This window comes from Pueribacillus sp. YX66 (genome assembly GCF_041725775.1).
Lineage (GTDB): Bacteria > Bacillota > Bacilli > Bacillales > UBA6769 > Pueribacillus.
On sequence record NZ_JBEUEL010000016.1, the window covers coordinates 44,949 to 60,092 of the forward strand.

At 39.3% G+C, this 15,144-nt stretch carries 18 protein-coding genes, 3 tRNA genes and 1 other RNA gene; 1 reads left to right on the forward strand and 21 read right to left on the reverse strand.

Going from position 1 to position 15,144, the window contains the following annotated elements; translation table 11 throughout:
* Positions 1-67 precede the first annotated feature (67 nt).
* The 19 genes from yabA to ABU914_RS09000 form a co-directional block, all read right to left on the reverse strand.
* Positions 68-418, reverse strand: a complete 351-nt coding sequence (yabA, locus tag ABU914_RS08910) for a DNA replication initiation control protein YabA (RefSeq protein WP_379669390.1) — start codon at positions 416-418, stop codon at positions 68-70.
* Positions 419-474: 56 nt separating this feature from the next.
* A complete protein-coding gene (locus ABU914_RS08915) occupies positions 475-1,287 on the reverse strand; it encodes a PSP1 domain-containing protein (protein ID WP_379669407.1) in 813 nt (270 codons plus the stop codon).
* A 7-nt stretch (positions 1,288-1,294) separates the two neighbouring features.
* Entirely contained in the window at positions 1,295-2,290 is a 996-nt protein-coding gene (gene holB, locus ABU914_RS08920; RefSeq protein WP_379669391.1) for a DNA polymerase III subunit delta', read from the reverse strand.
* A gap of 30 nt (positions 2,291-2,320) precedes the next feature.
* Positions 2,321-2,761, reverse strand: a complete 441-nt coding sequence (locus tag ABU914_RS08925; RefSeq protein WP_379669392.1) for a YaaR family protein — start codon at positions 2,759-2,761, stop codon at positions 2,321-2,323.
* A gap of 187 nt (positions 2,762-2,948) precedes the next feature.
* Complete coding sequence (locus ABU914_RS08930; protein ID WP_379669393.1) at positions 2,949-3,278, reverse strand: cyclic-di-AMP receptor; 330 nt, start codon at positions 3,276-3,278, stop codon at positions 2,949-2,951.
* An 18-nt stretch (positions 3,279-3,296) separates the two neighbouring features.
* On the reverse strand, positions 3,297-3,941 hold the full coding sequence (gene tmk / locus ABU914_RS08935; protein WP_379669394.1) for a dTMP kinase: 645 nt from the start codon (positions 3,939-3,941) through the stop codon (positions 3,297-3,299).
* A gap of 2 nt (positions 3,942-3,943) precedes the next feature.
* A complete protein-coding gene (locus tag ABU914_RS08940; RefSeq protein ID WP_379669395.1) occupies positions 3,944-5,398 on the reverse strand; it encodes an aminotransferase class I/II-fold pyridoxal phosphate-dependent enzyme in 1,455 nt (484 codons plus the stop codon).
* A gap of 129 nt (positions 5,399-5,527) precedes the next feature.
* On the reverse strand, positions 5,528-5,734 hold the full coding sequence (locus ABU914_RS08945) for a sigma factor G inhibitor Gin (RefSeq protein WP_379669396.1): 207 nt from the start codon (positions 5,732-5,734) through the stop codon (positions 5,528-5,530).
* 130 nt (positions 5,735-5,864) lie between these two features.
* Positions 5,865-6,128 (reverse strand): pro-sigmaK processing inhibitor BofA family protein, encoded by a 264-nt coding sequence (locus ABU914_RS08950; RefSeq protein ID WP_379669397.1) that lies wholly within the window; start codon positions 6,126-6,128, stop codon positions 5,865-5,867.
* Positions 6,129-6,198: 70 nt separating this feature from the next.
* Positions 6,199-6,414 (reverse strand): YaaL family protein, encoded by a 216-nt coding sequence (locus tag ABU914_RS08955; RefSeq protein ID WP_379669398.1) that lies wholly within the window; start codon positions 6,412-6,414, stop codon positions 6,199-6,201.
* A 39-nt stretch (positions 6,415-6,453) separates the two neighbouring features.
* Complete coding sequence (gene recR, locus ABU914_RS08960; RefSeq protein ID WP_379669399.1) at positions 6,454-7,050, reverse strand: recombination mediator RecR; 597 nt, start codon at positions 7,048-7,050, stop codon at positions 6,454-6,456.
* A gap of 296 nt (positions 7,051-7,346) precedes the next feature.
* Positions 7,347-7,667, reverse strand: coding sequence for a YbaB/EbfC family nucleoid-associated protein (locus tag ABU914_RS08965; protein ID WP_379669408.1), 321 nt, complete (start codon positions 7,665-7,667; stop codon positions 7,347-7,349).
* Positions 7,668-7,693: 26 nt separating this feature from the next.
* On the reverse strand, positions 7,694-9,367 hold the full coding sequence (gene dnaX, locus ABU914_RS08970; protein WP_379669400.1) for a DNA polymerase III subunit gamma/tau: 1,674 nt from the start codon (positions 9,365-9,367) through the stop codon (positions 7,694-7,696).
* Between the two features lie 106 nt (positions 9,368-9,473).
* An RNA gene (gene ffs / locus ABU914_RS08975) (signal recognition particle sRNA large type) lies at positions 9,474-9,739 on the reverse strand.
* 38 nt (positions 9,740-9,777) lie between these two features.
* A tRNA-Ser gene (locus tag ABU914_RS08980) sits at positions 9,778-9,870 on the reverse strand.
* Between the two features lie 93 nt (positions 9,871-9,963).
* Complete coding sequence (gene tadA, locus ABU914_RS08985) at positions 9,964-10,461, reverse strand: tRNA adenosine(34) deaminase TadA (protein ID WP_379669401.1); 498 nt, start codon at positions 10,459-10,461, stop codon at positions 9,964-9,966.
* A 104-nt stretch (positions 10,462-10,565) separates the two neighbouring features.
* Positions 10,566-11,852 (reverse strand): glycoside hydrolase family 18 protein, encoded by a 1,287-nt coding sequence (locus ABU914_RS08990; protein ID WP_379669402.1) that lies wholly within the window; start codon positions 11,850-11,852, stop codon positions 10,566-10,568.
* 102 nt (positions 11,853-11,954) lie between these two features.
* Positions 11,955-12,848: a glycine betaine ABC transporter substrate-binding protein gene (locus tag ABU914_RS08995; protein WP_379669403.1), complete on the reverse strand. Its 894-nt coding sequence runs from the start codon at positions 12,846-12,848 to the stop codon at positions 11,955-11,957.
* Positions 12,849-13,108: 260 nt separating this feature from the next.
* Positions 13,109-13,990, reverse strand: a complete 882-nt coding sequence (locus ABU914_RS09000; protein WP_379669404.1) for a glycine betaine ABC transporter substrate-binding protein — start codon at positions 13,988-13,990, stop codon at positions 13,109-13,111.
* A gap of 168 nt (positions 13,991-14,158) precedes the next feature.
* Between ABU914_RS09000 and ABU914_RS09005 the strand changes: the two genes are divergently transcribed.
* Complete coding sequence (locus tag ABU914_RS09005) at positions 14,159-14,533, forward strand: YmaF family protein (protein ID WP_379669405.1); 375 nt, start codon at positions 14,159-14,161, stop codon at positions 14,531-14,533.
* Between the two features lie 6 nt (positions 14,534-14,539).
* Here the strand turns inward: ABU914_RS09005 and ABU914_RS09010 are convergent.
* Together ABU914_RS09010 and ABU914_RS09015 are read right to left on the reverse strand one after the other, a co-directional pair.
* Positions 14,540-14,611 (reverse strand) — tRNA-Arg (locus ABU914_RS09010).
* 146 nt (positions 14,612-14,757) lie between these two features.
* A tRNA-Ser gene (locus ABU914_RS09015) sits at positions 14,758-14,850 on the reverse strand.
* Between the last annotated feature and the right edge of the window lie 294 nt (positions 14,851-15,144).

Here is a 15,144-nt window from a genome sequence, read left to right on the forward strand (position 1 = left end):
GAGCCACTTGCTTCAATTTTTACAATAATAAAACGATCTTCCCATACATAAAATAGGAAAGATCGTTTTATTTTATATTTAAAAAAGAGAGGCAAAATAAACAGTCACCTTCTGTGCGGATGCTTCCATAATGAACGTTGCAAATATGGAACCCTTCTTGATACAATCTCGCTAAATTATCATATCCTTCGCCAACTTCAATCCCAATTTGCTCTTTATCTTCACGTCCACTTTCCGAAGCATTCGCGGTATCTAACTCATGAAGTCGCTCTCTTAAATGGTGGTTTTCAATTTCAAGGCGGTGATTTTCTTCAAGCAGTAATGCAAACTGTTCTTTCAACTCACCAAGCTGTTCATACAAGTCACCAATTTGCTCCTCCATAGAATGAACTTGCGTGAAGATTTCCTTTTTCCCCATCGGTTATCCACCTCTTTTACTGCCAATCGACGTGTAGGCACGTCATACGATCTCACCTATTGGATTCCGCCATCTGTCAACAGTTCATCTAACGTATATTCTGTTACACGTTCTGGTTCAAATAGCTCAACTTGAATCAAACGTTCTAGCATATTTAAACCGATTACTTTCCCTTCCCCATTCGGAGTTCGTATCACATTTCCAATATCGGGAAGCTCATGTTTAGCTTCTTCATATAAATCATTTTCATATTTTAAACAACACATAAGGCGACCACATAAGCCCGAAATTTTTGTCGGATTTAATGATAAATTTTGATCTTTTGCCATCTTAATCGAAACTGGTTCAAAATCACCTAAAAAAGTCGAGCAACAAAGCATGCGACCACACGGTCCAATCCCACCAAGCATTTTCGCTTCATCACGAACTCCAATTTGACGAAGTTCTATTCTCGTACGAAAAATTGCAGCTAAGTCTTTGACAAGCTCTCGAAAATCAACTCTTCCATCAGCCGTAAAATAAAAGATGATTTTATTTCGATCAAATGTATATTCAACATCAATAAGCTTCATCGGCAAATTATGCTCAATTATTTTATCTTCGCATAGCGTAAACGCTTCTCCAGCTTCGTGCCCGTTTCGCTCAACAATGTCGATATCCTCTGACGTCGCAACTCGAATGACTCGTTTTAATGGTAGAACGATGTCATTTTCATTCACTTTTCGCTTCTCAATTACGACTTTTCCTATTTCTATTCCACGAGCGGTTTCAACGATGACATGATCGTTTTTTTCAATATTTAAGCCCGCCGGATCAAAATAATAGATTTTGCCGGCTGTTTTAAAGCGAACTCCAACAATTTCATACAGTACCATTTTATCCCTCCTGTAGCTTCAGAACCGCATGTTCGATCACAAGTTGAGGGTTTACGTTGGCATTTAAATGTTTCTTTGCTTCCAACACGATTTCCATCTGTCTAGCTACTTGTTGCACCGTATAACGAAGCTGATAACGCCCTAATAGCTCTCTTTCTTGTGCGAAGATCACTTGCTCATCTTTCTTTAAATGTAACGATATAACATCTCGGAACCATAATAAAAATAAATCAAGTCCTAATTCCATCTGTTCCCGATCTTTAAAAAGTGGACTCCATTTTTCATGGATTGTTAAAAAGACTTGAGATGGTCTATCCAAGACCTCTTCCATCAATTGTATCACTAACTTTCGGGCTTGTGCAAACAACTCATCTTCTGCCATTTCATATGCTGTTTCATAGTCATCTGTTAACGCAGACGCTAGTTTAGCTAATGATTTAGAAACAGCATTTTCTTCAAGTTTATGCGTTAACTCAGATGATAGAAGTGGCTTAAACGAAACCGTTTGACAACGAGACACTATTGTTGGTAGCATTTGCTGCAATTGCTCTGTAATCAGGATCACAGTTTCCTGTTCAGCCGGCTCTTCAATAAATTTAAGCAAACGATTTGCAGCGACTTGTGTCATGCGATTCGCATGTTCAATCACAAACAATCGTCGCTTTGACTCAGATCCACGATAGGAAAACTCTTTTAACAGCTGCTCAATTTGTTCGATTGTAATTGATTTTCCGCTTTCAGGCGAGAAGATACGTACATCAGGATGATTGTTAGAATCAATTCTACGACAATCACGGCATTCGTGACACGGTTCTGCTCCGTCTAATTGTGAACAAAACAACGTTTTTGCAAGCGTCTTTGCTACTGCTACCTTACCTGTCCCTTTACTGCCCTCGAAAATATAAGCATGAGATAGTCTGTCCTTTTTCAAACTATTTACAAGTAATGTCACCGCATACGATTGCTTTTTCTTTAGATCAGTCCAACTTATCTTCATTTGACACCACAAACTTTCCATCTCGACACATTATGTATAAAGATTAATTAGCAAACCCTCGATTTCCCCAATTTTCCCAAGGATATCAAGAGAGTCTTTCCCCTCTTCTAGCACCATTTCAGTTAATGCTAAAAGCTCTTCATCAACTTTTTTTACGAGGGTATGTGATTCCATTCTACCTGAATGGTTCCATCCTCCAGTATGTTTAAGCTCCATACCGAAGTCGACCGCTTCTTTCACAAAACGCTCGATTAGTCGTTTATACTGTTGCAACTCCTTCGCTGTTCGGGAACGAACGAGTCGTTCCCCTTGACTCTGTATTTCTGTAAGTAGCGCATGAAGTCGTTCTTTATGAAGTTGATGACCTTCTTTAACGAGAAACGTTTGAAATGGTTGTCTTTCGTTTAATACTTGTCGTTTTTCTACTTTTCTTTTATCTACAATTGGTCGTATATTTTGACTAATTTTCATCGTTCGTTACTCCTTTTATTCGTATTCAAAAGGGACAGAATTAGGCACGTGCAAAGCGAAGCACGGGACTACACAGAATGTGCTGACTTCTGCGTTGTTCACAGAACGTGCTCGATTTTAACAGAAGCTCATTAAAGTAACGCAAAAGAGGTACATAGCAAATTTCTGTGTTTTTTGAACATCTTATTTAAAACTGATGAAATGCTTCAACTGGCAATACAAACACGGTTGCACCGCCCACTTCAACTTCAACCGGATACGGAGAATACGCATCTGCACTTCCACCGAGAGGTGACATCGGTGCAACGAGTTGTTCACGTGCCTTGCAATTTTCTCGAATAATCTCTAGCAACTCTTCTAACTGATCATCATCAGTACCAATTAAAAATGTTGTATTTCCTTCTCGTAAAAAACCGCCAGTTGAAGCAAGTTTCGTCGCTCGAAAATTCGCTTTAATTAACGCTTGTGACAAGCGATTGCTATCTTTATCTTGAATGACAGCCATTACAAGCTTCACAGCAACTCCCTCCTTCACTCATTCGCTATGAAATACGGCTTGAAAATCTCTTATAATCGTATCGAAAATTTGGTCAACTGACTGGTGACCATCAATAAGGCACACGCGATCGCGATGTCGTTCGTAAAGTTGTAAAAATCCTTTGCGGACCTTTTCATGATACTGTATGTTTTTTTGTTCAATTCGGTCAAGTGCTTCATGTCCATTTCTTTGAAGAAGCCGTTTTCGCGCAAATTGTGGCGATATGTCGATGAAATAACTTCGATCTGGTTCAAGTCCTCCAGTGGCAAACTTATTAATCATCGTTATTTTTTTAAGATCAATCCCGAGACCGTAGCCTTGATATGCAACCGAAGCATCAACGAAGCGATCACAAAGAACAATCAAACCTTCATTCAAGGCAGGAATAATTTTTTCCTTCACATGCTGGGCACGGGATGCAGCGTATAAAAGCACTTCCGTTTCATTGATCATTTCTGTATGCTCAGGATGCAAAATAAGTGTTCGAATCGCATCGCTAATTCGGGTTCCCCCAGGTTCTCTCGTTAATAAATATGGATGATTTTTCGATTTTAAATAAGCCGCTAATTTTTCAATCTGTGTCGTTTTTCCAGCACCATCTGGTCCTTCAAATGTAATAAATTGACCTCGCGAGTATTGCAAAACTATTCTCCTCTATCATCAAAAATTAGTAGTTGCTTTTCATTTAGCTTAGATCCGCCTTGAATACGTGCCCCTTTTGCTAGTAGTCGATCCAGCATTTCAATATCTTTTCGTAAGATTACTTCACCTTTCATAATAAGCGGGATTCCCGGTGGATACGGAATAATCGGTTCGGCAGCTACTTTTCGTTCAGCTTCATGAAGCGGTATATACTTTTTCTGAGCCTTCGCCATTTCTTTATATGAAAGAGAAAGTGAACGATAGCTCCTTTCAAACTCAAACATATTTTTTACACTTACATTTTTTTTATCTTGCTCAATTGGATCCTTAGTTAATGCCTTCGTCATTTTCAAAACTGTATGCTCACCATTCATAACCGGCGCTAGTGGCATAACAAGAAGGACATTAACTTCATCAGCAAGCTCTGGAAAAATAGCATGTCGCTCAAGCAGTTTTTGTAGTTCAAAGCCACTTTTCCCACGCTTACTTTGCACAATTACTTTTAATGGGTCTTGTTTATATTTCGACGATTGTTCAGTGACTAATCGAATGCTATCAATGTCCTCCAGTGACAGGCGAAATTGTTCAATCGACTCGTTCATCACCTGTAAATCGCTTTCTCGTAACTGTGCAATGTAAAATCTAGCAACATCAAGTGAAGCCATAATCGGATAAGAAGGACTGCTCGATTGAAGCATCGCTAAATAATTTTTTAGTTTTTCACGATACGGATAACCTTCGTTTACGTGAATAAACGATCCCATTGTCATCGCTGGCAATGTTTTATGTGCCGACTGCACTACAACGTCAGCTCCGACTGAAACAGCTGAGTTTGGAAACGGTTCACCAATTCCAAAATGCGCCCCATGTGCTTCATCAACAAGAACGACCATCCCTCGTTCATGAGCAAATTCAATCGTCGCTTGCAAGTCCATCGTCATCCCATAATAGTTCGGGTTCGTCACGATTAGTACTTTCGCTTCTGGGTAGGCAGCATATGCTTCTTTCACGATGTCGAGTGATACCCCAACCGCGACATTCGTACTTTCATCCACGATAGGTGTCAAAAACACAGGTTTTACATTCGCCATTTCCAAGCCATTCATAATCGATTTATGACTATTTCGCTGTACGAGAACAAATTCCTGCTCCACACAAGTCGCTAAAATCATCGCCAAGTTCCCCGCCGTCGTCCCTCCAACAAGAAAATAACTTTCTTTGCTTCCGTACAATTGCGACAGTAATTGTTGAGCTTGAAAAATTGCACCTTCAGGTTCATGCAAATCATCAAGTCCATCTATTTCTGTTGCATCAATTGATAGAATCGTTTCATACAATGGTCTTGCTTTTTCTGGAAAGATTTTCCCGTTTTTATGACCAGGAACGTGAAAAGAAAGCGGGTTCATTCGCTTCCATTTTAGTAGCGCGTCAAAGAGAGGCATCTTGCTTTGAACCATCGTTCGTCCCTTTCATGCATGATTGTAACTTTCATTTTATCACATTCTTTTACGTTTTTATGCTTTTTTATAAAACAGAAAACAGGCCTTAGACCTGTTTTCAATCCTCGTATATTTAGTTTAAAAACTTTATGAATGGCGGGGCAAAACAGCTTTTAATTTTTCAAGCCGATTTAAATAAAACAAATATTTCGCATCATTCGTATCTGTTGCAACAACACTTTTTTCACATTCTTCACACATAAACTGACTACCGATAGTTATACCGTAGGTTTTCTCTGCTTCACAAATAAAGCAAATTTTCTCCTGTTTTTTATGATAAGCCAATCGTGCCATACGTCACCTCCGATACAATGATCGTCTATCACATATTTTTGGCTCCATTGTTCCCAAAAAAGTAAAATTATATACGTATTCTAATTTTATGTAGACGATTGGCTCATTGTGTCTGTCTTATTCATTTTATTTATAAAATAATTTGGTCAATTGCAACAAGTGCAGCAAGTCCAGGTATACCGAGAAATCCAGACACCGAGACCGTGACAAGATTAATCGGGATATGTACATGAAATTGCCCACCAATTACATTTAAAAAAAACAGCAACAACGCACCAATCATTAGTTTAATAAATCCTTGTCCAATAAACCTTAACGGCTTCATCGGTGCACCGAACAGAAGTAAAAACACAATTAGACAAGCAACAATTGAGATGACTACGATCGAATCCAATCAATGGCCTCCTTCCACATATGAGCTTGTACCTTTATGTATATGAATGAACGAAAAAAAAAGAAGCCCTTTATGGCTTCGATGAAAGTTTTCGTGTTTTTGCTACCTTTAACAAAAATAAGTATTTTGCTTTAGTCAATTTTAATTCGTAAACTAATTCATAGGAAGGCTCAATGCTTTTATCAATCAATGCTCTTCTCATGAGCCACTCCTGTTTTACATTTTCTAACGTTTTTAATAGCTCTTCATCAATCATTTGACGAGAGCTTCTTTTTCTAAAAAGCATCGTTTGCGTCCGCCTTCCTCAAGTTTCGTTCATTCTTCCTTACAGCTCCCGACGCCCTTCAAGTGCTTTAGATAATGTAACTTCATCAGCATATTCTAGATCGCCACCAACCGGCAGTCCGTGAGCAATGCGTGTCGTTTTAATTCCGACTGGTTTAACAAGTCGCGCAATATACATCGCTGTTGCTTCACCTTCAATATTCGGATCCGTTGCTAAAATTAACTCTTTTACCTGTTCATCTGTAAGCCGATTTAAAAGCTCAGCAACTTTAATATCTTCAGGCCCAATTCCATCCACTGGTGAAATAGCACCGTGCAATACGTGATAAAGCCCTCGATACTCTCGCATTTTTTCCATGGCATTCACATCTTTTGCATCTTGAACAACGCAAATAACAGAACGATCTCGACTCGAATCGTCACAAATGTAACACGGATCACGATCAGTTATATTTTGACAAACAGAGCAATGTGTTAATTCTCGTTTTGCGTTCACTAGTGCTTTCCCGAACTCAAACACGTCATCGTCTTTCATTTTTAAAACGAAAAATGCTAGCCGCACAGCCGTCTTTGGTCCGATACCTGGCAATTTCATAAAGCTGTCTATCAATTTTGCTATCGGTTCAGGGTACCGCACGTTCAACTCTCCTAATCAATGTAAGGGGTGCTCAAAAAAGTCCAGAGGTTCACACAATATAAGTAAGATCGCCGTCATAGTAGGGACGTGAAGCTTTGAAGTCACATACTTTATTTACTGTCAGTCCATTTGTATAAGTCATCGACTATAACCTCATAGCTACTTCCTCGTGCAAGACCATTCATCCATAACTACTTCTTTGCAATTTTGTAAAGTGTAATTGCAGTCCCTAGACGTTATATATATTTAGTCGACCTCCGTTCTTTATACCCTCCTTTTTAAACACGTACTATCTTTTAGAATAAACCTGGAATGTTCATTCCTTGCGTAAATTTCCCCATATTTTTATTGACGAGCTCATCGACTTGCTTCAATGCTTCATTCATTGCTGCAAGCACTAAATCTTGTAGCATATCAATATCATCAGGGTCAACAACTTCTTCTTTAATTTGCACATCAAGCACTTCTTTATGACCGTTCATCACAACAGTGACCATTCCGCCACCCGCTGTTCCTTCGACCGACTTCTCTTTCAATTCCTCTTGGGCTTTCATCATTTCTTTTTGCATTTTTTGCATTTGTTTCATCATACCGCCCATATTGCCCATATTTCCCATTCGTCTCATCAAAAATGCCTCCCATATTATTTAAATTCGATTACTTCTTCTCCAAACAGACGTTTCGCCTCAGCAATTAACGGATCTTCCTCTTTTTCATTCGGCTTCTTGCTTGTTTCTTCCTGCTGACTTTGAATAAAAGCTTGCTTCACTTTCTCCCAATCGTCATCGACGATCGTAAGCATGTGTAACGGTTTTTTACAAACGCTTTGTACCGCTTGTTCCACTGGTATACGAATTTGCTCTTTACTTGCCATTTGACTGTGCATCTCATACGGGAATGCTAATAAAAATCTATCATCTGAACATGCAACAGGACGACTATCTTTCAGCCAAGCATGAGCAGAAATTTTCTCCTTGCGAATTGTTTCCATCACCGTTCCCCACCGCTTTTGAAGCTGACTCAGCTTCTGCTTAGATGCTGATTGAAGCATCTTTTCAACATGAACCAACGACTGTTGTTTCGTACGACTCGTTTGCCGTGAGACTCGTTCTCGTTTAGGAGTCAGCGATGATTTTTCCGAACTTATAACTCCTTCTTTTTTCAAATGTACAACTTCAGATTCCAGTTCATTCACTTTCTTTTGAAGTTGTTCAAGTAGTTGATCGTTCATTTCACGATGATGGCATATTTTTACGAAGGCGACTTCCAAAAAGATCCGCTTATTCGTCGTCCACTTCATATTTTGCTGGCTATCATTTAACATTTCAATCACAGAATAAAGCCACGGTTTTGATGCCTTTTCTGCTAATGATTGAAACTGCTTATCACGCCTTGCTCGTTCTTGAATATCTTCTAAAGTAGGAGCAGTCTGATACAAAAGGATGTCACGCAAATAAAAAATTAAATCTTCTAAAAAACGAATCGGATCTTTACCATGATCTATCACTTCGTTAACCATCTGTAACGCTTCTTCAACATGTTGATTTAAAAATGCTGTCACAGTTCGTGATAAAAATGTGTCAGATACCGTATCTGTTACAGCTAAAACATCTTCAATCGTAATGTTGCTTTCACTGAAAGAAATCACTTGATCAAGGATACTTAACGCATCGCGCATCCCACCTTCGGCTGCACGTGCTACGAGCGATAATGCGTGCGGATCCGCTTCAATACCTTCACTCTCCGTAATCATTTTCATCCGCTCAACCATCGCTTGGTTCGAAATTTGTTTGAAATCGAAACGTTGACAGCGAGAAATGATCGTTGCTGGCAACTTATGCGGTTCTGTCGTAGCTAATATAAACATGACATGTCGTGGCGGTTCTTCAAGCGTTTTCAACAACGCATTAAACGCTTCCGTCGAAAGCATATGCACCTCATCAATGATATACACTTTCGTTATCGCTTGAGAAGGCGCATACTTTACTTTATCGCGAAGATCACGAATGTTATCAATACCACGGTGTGAGGCAGCGTCAATTTCGATTACATCAGGATTTGAACCGTCTGTTATACTCATGCAAACCGTACATTCATTGCACGGTTCTTTTACAGGTGCACTTTCACAGTTGATCGCTTTTGCAATAATTCTCGCAACTGTCGTTTTCCCCGTTCCACGTGGTCCAGTAAAAAGGTAGGCATGGGAAAGTTTCTCAAAAACGATCGCATTTTGCAATGTTTTCGTTACATGGTGCTGTCCAATTAAATCGTCAAAACGATTTGGTCGCCATACTCGATAAAGCGCTTGGTAACCCATTGCCATCCCCCTTACGAATTCCATCTTATTATACTTGTTTCCCTTTGTTTTTTCAAAATGAAAACTCACTCTGTAAAGAGTGAGTGAATGTTTATATTTTAAGCTGTCGCGCACCTTCCGTCGATAAATCCAGACTAAGCGTTACTCAAGCAGTTTGCTCGATTTAGGCAACCCCACGGCACACGAAAGGGCCCACTTACTGCTGCTTCCTTCCGGACCTGACAGGGTTCATGAGTTTCCGTTGCGTAGGACCCAAATGTCAACACCACTTACTTAAGTCAGACCTCAACCTGGCTAAACCTCTAGAAGGAGTTCAGCCTCGCTATAGCGGATTGCGAGTACAGGGCACCGCTACCTCCCCGCCTAGCACGACAAGTTTGTTAACAACGTTATTATACTGTAGTTCATTCTGGCGGAGGCGAGAGGATTTGAACCCCCGCGACGCATACACGTCCTAACTGATTTCGAGTCAGTCCCCTTCAGCCGGACTTGGGTACGCCTCCATAGAGATAACGCCCGCACAACTGCTTCGCTTTTCTAGCGATTCAGCCGCAGCTTATAGTATACCAAAACCTAAAGACATGAACAAGTTTTTCTTATTTCCAAATTATGGGGTTTTTCTTACTCATATTTTTTGATTCACGTAACTTATGAAAAAAATGACGCAACAAATCACTACATTCTAGTTCTCGAACACCTGAAACAACTTCCGAACGGTGGTTAAATCGTTCTTCCATAAGTAAATTCATTAAACTTCCTGCACAGCCACCTTTTGGATCGCGAGCACCGAACACGACGCGGTCTACACGCGACATAACAATCGCCCCTGCACACATTACACATGGCTCTAGCGTGACGAACAACGTGCAATCTGTAAGTCGCCACGTGTTCAGCTTACGACACGCCTCATCAATGGCTAATAGCTCTGCATGGGCGACTGCACGTTGCGCAGTTTCACGTAAATTATGTGCTGTACTAATTACAACATCATCTTTTACAATGACAGCCCCTATTGGTACTTCACCTAATGCTTCTGCTTTTTTTGCTTGTTCAATCGCATAAGCCATCCAATATTCGTCACTTTTTTCGACCATGTCATAACACCCCAGGCTTCATCTATTATCCGTTAATTATATCCTTTTTCTCGAAAATTAGAAAGCAGTTCATCAGTTCAGCACAGCCGGTCATCACATGAAGCTTATACTCGTTTTCGCACAACAAAATTGTCTCGAACGAGCAACCAATTTTGCGGAAATTCTCTCCCTAACACCCAATAAAAAAATCCACGAATGCCTAGCTCTTTTACTAAATTAAACTTCGCCTGAATGCTCCGTGCATCCTCGAACCAAACGACATGCTGTCGCCCTTGTGAATCTGTATAATAAAAAAACGGTGCTTGTGAAGTTGTATCGTATTGAATGCTTACATTATGTTGAACAGCAAGCATAATCGCTTGTTGCGGACTGATTGAGCGAGCAAATGGTCCTCCTTCAACATATGGCAACGTCCAATCATAGCCATAAAGAGGTATGCCCATCATTATTTTATCCCTCGGTACGACAGAAATAGCGTAGTCCATCACTTTGCGCACTTCATTTAGCGGTGACACAGCCATCGGCGGTCCACCTGACCACCCCCATTCATACGTCATAAAAAAAATAAAATCGGCAATTTGACCATGAGCGGCGTAATCATGCCCTTCATAAAGAACACCTTGTTGTTCACCGCTTATTTTAGGTGCAAGTGCTGTAGATAGAAAAAAATTATATTCTTTTAACCGGTTGCGGGCTTTTTGTAAAAATCGATTATATGCTTCGCGATTTTGTCCTCCAACATATTCAATATCAAAATCAATTCCTAAATATCCTTTCTCTTGCATAATTTCAATTGCTTCATCAAGAATTTGATCTTGTAGCTCTTCATTATTCAAAAACTCCGTCGCAAGTTCATTCGTAAATGTCCCTTCTTCAAAATTCGAGATCACCATAAGTGGCGCAGTACGGTGTTCATAAGCCGCATTAATCAATGCTTGGTCATTTTCAACAGGTGTCAGAGTACCATCGAGATTAATCGCATATTGAAAAATATTTAAAAACGTTAAATGTTCCGCTGTCCGATTAACTGCTTGCACAGATTCATCTCCTGTTATAAGGGGGTCGATATATGCTGCAACATCGACAACAGGGCGATTTTGTTGCGGAATATAGAGACGAAAACCGACTGGTATCGCTTCTGGATTTGTGATTTGATTTAATTCAATAAGCTGATTCATCGACATTCCGTATTGTTGGCTAATCGAATAAATCGTTTCTCCAGGCTGAACCCAATGGTAGCTTCCCCAAATTGGAATGACAATCGTTTGCCCTTTGACGAGTTGATTCGGGTTCGGAATTTCATTTGATGTAATCAGATCATTTTCCGTCACCCCATACGTTTGGGCAATTTGAAATAACGTTTCTCCTTGCTGTACAACATGAATTTGCATTTGTCTTCCTCCCACACTTTACTTCATTTATTCGTATGTGTGAGGAAGACAAAAAGACACAAAAAAAGGATACAAATCATTTGATTCATATCCTTTTCTTTTTTATTGCATCCATTCATCAACAAGAGCACGATTTTCTTCAATCCATTGCTTGGCTGCTTCTAACGGGTCGCCTAATTCTAACCCAAGTGCCATTAACTCACCTAATGAATCATCATCCATCTTCCAGTTATTCATCCATTGCACTACTTCTGGATGGTCATCTTCAAACCCTACTCGTGTTGCAAAATAACTGTCATCACCCTCACCGTACACCAATTTTGGATCTTCTAAATACTTTAAATCATAATCGGAGAAAACCCAGTGAGGATTCCAAAGAGTGACAACGATCAGTTCTTCATTTTCATACGCTTTTTCAAGCTCACTTAACATTGCTGGTTCCGAGCTTTCAATCAATTCATACTCTAATCCATATTCTTCAATGGCCTCTTTCGTTAAGTGCATAACACTTGCTCCTGCATCAATTCCGACAATGCGGTCATCGAACGAGTCTGCATGATCGTTTAATTGTTCAAGGCTATCAATATCAACATAAGTTGGAACGGTTAAACCCATACCTACGTCTTCATACCAAATTTCTTTTAACTCAACTTTATCTTTATATTCATTATAATAAGGTTCATCCATAGTCGGTAACCATACTTGAGCAGCGATATCAAGATCACCTTGTGCAAGACCTGTCCAAACAGGTCCCTTTTCAAGTTGATGCAATTCTACTTCATAACCTTGTTCTTCTAAAAGCACTTTCCACATGTTCGTAACTGCAATATAGTCAGCCCAATTGTTAACACCTAATTTAATTGTTCCTTTGTTTTCTACTGTTTGATCTGATCCTTCTGCATTTCCTCCATCGTTGTCCTCATTTTCAGTGCCACAACTAATAAGTAACACAGCGGCAAACACCATAGTAAAAAATAATAATAAGCGTTTTTTCAAAATATATAACCTCCAAAAATGTCTGTAGGGTCTTAGTATAAATGAAAAAATAAATAATAACAAAAGTACATCTATTTGTTTATTCGAATTTAACGTTATTTATTGTAATGATAACTGTCCTAACACGACTTTTTAAATCATTACAGGATTTCTTAAGGAATAACTAATCTATGCCTATCAATAAGACATTTGACTTATCACTTGAGATGAGAAAGACAAAAATAGGGATACAAATCATCTGATTCATATCCCTTTCTTCTCTATTGCATCCATTCATCAACAAGATCACGATTTTCTTCAATCCACTGTTTTGCAGCTTCAACCGGATCATCGAGCTCCTGTCCAATTGCCATAAGCTCACCTAATGAATCATCATCCATTTTCCAATTGTTTAACCATTTTACAACTTCTGGATATTCATCTTCAAATCCTTTTCGCGTCATAAAATAAATGTCGTCGGCTTCACCATACACTTTTTTCGGATCTTCTAAATATTTTAAATCATATTCTGAAAAGACCCAATGCGGATTCCAGAGCGTCACAACAATCGGTTCTTCATTTTCATACGCATTTTGAAGCTCACTTAACATCGCGGTCTCCGAGCTTTCAATCAGTTCATAATCTAATCCATATTCTTCAATCGCATCTCTCGTTAAACCCATTAAGCTTGCTCCAGCGTCAATTCCAACGATTTTACTGTCAAATTTACTCTTATTATCGTTTAATTCTTCTAGGCTATTTATATCCATATAGCTCGGAACAGCTAAACCTAATCCTGTTTCCTCATACCAAATTTCTTTTAGTTCCACGTCATCTTTATATTCCTCGTAAAGAGGTTCGTCCGTAATCGGTAACCAAACTTCAGGCGCAATATCAAGATCACCTTGTGCAATGCCTGTCCAAACTGGGGATTTCTCAAGCGTATTCAATTCTATTTCATAGCCTTCTTCTTCGAGTAGCACTTTCCACATGTTCGATACCGCAACATTTTCAGCCCAATTGTTAATGCCAAATCTAAGCTTTCCTTTGTTATCTGTGGCTTGTTTTGTATTTTTATTATTTTCTGCATTGCCACCGGCGCAACTCACTAGCAAGATAACAACGAACAACATCGTAACGATGAGTAATAACCGTTTTTTCAAATCGTTTCTACCTCCTAATCGAAATAATCTAGTTTCTCAGTATAAACGAAATATCGATTTTTAACAAAAATCTCTTAACCAATCTATAGATTATATTTTTTTCACTATGCCCATCCCTTTATCGCTTTAAGCCATATGATAAATAAAAAATAAAGGAGGCATTCAAAAATGGAAATACCGATTTCTGGTTTTATGTATGATGATGGACATTCAGACGTCATGCATTCTCATCGTCTTTATATTACGGTGTGGGATGGAAAACCAATACATGTGCATGAATTTAAAGGAGTCACTTCTTTTGACGTAGGTCATGACCATCACTATGCGGGGACAACTGAACCAGCACCAAGCAGAGTTCCTCATACCCATCGTTATTTTACATCTACGTCTTTTAATGATGGACATAGACACGAAATTCGTGGGGTAACAGGACCTGCAATTCCTGTTGAAGGTGGCGGGCATTATCATAACTTTAGCGGGGTTACTACGGTAAATGGGAGAATCCCACACAAGCATCAATATCGAGGGCAAACCGGCTTTTAAAAAATACGACCCCGGCAGGAATCGAACCTGCGCACACGGCTTAGAAGGCCGACGCTCTATCCGCTGAGCTACGGGGCCACAATAAATGCAAGCCTTTATGGCTAAAACAAAAGCTTAGTTTCTCCATTACGATGAACTAAAAAAATAAAATTGCTACGAAAGTTATACTTTCTATAGTAAAATAAAAAATTCGTTACAATGTAACGAATCGGCAACTTTGTATATGGCGGAGGAGGAGGGATTCGAACCCCCGCGGGCCGCGAAGCCCCTGTCGGTTTTCAAGACCGATCCCTTCAGCCGGACTTGGGTACTCCTCCATATTTTTTGTATTGTGACACGAAAAATATATTACTAAAAAATTTCATCGTTGTCAACTTTTAAAATGAAAAGCTAGCCATGAAGAGTAAATTTATATCTCTTACTCTTTGATGATGGGAAAATCACTTATCCACAGTTGTTAATTTTTACCAGTTGGTCTCCCTCTTTTTTGAGTCGAAATGAACCGAATTTCTGTTTTTGACTTTTTAAATTGTGGATAACTCAAGTTTCCCTTTTTTTCTATCACATCCTTTGGTACAATAAAACCACTAGGTAAACCGAATTTGAATCGG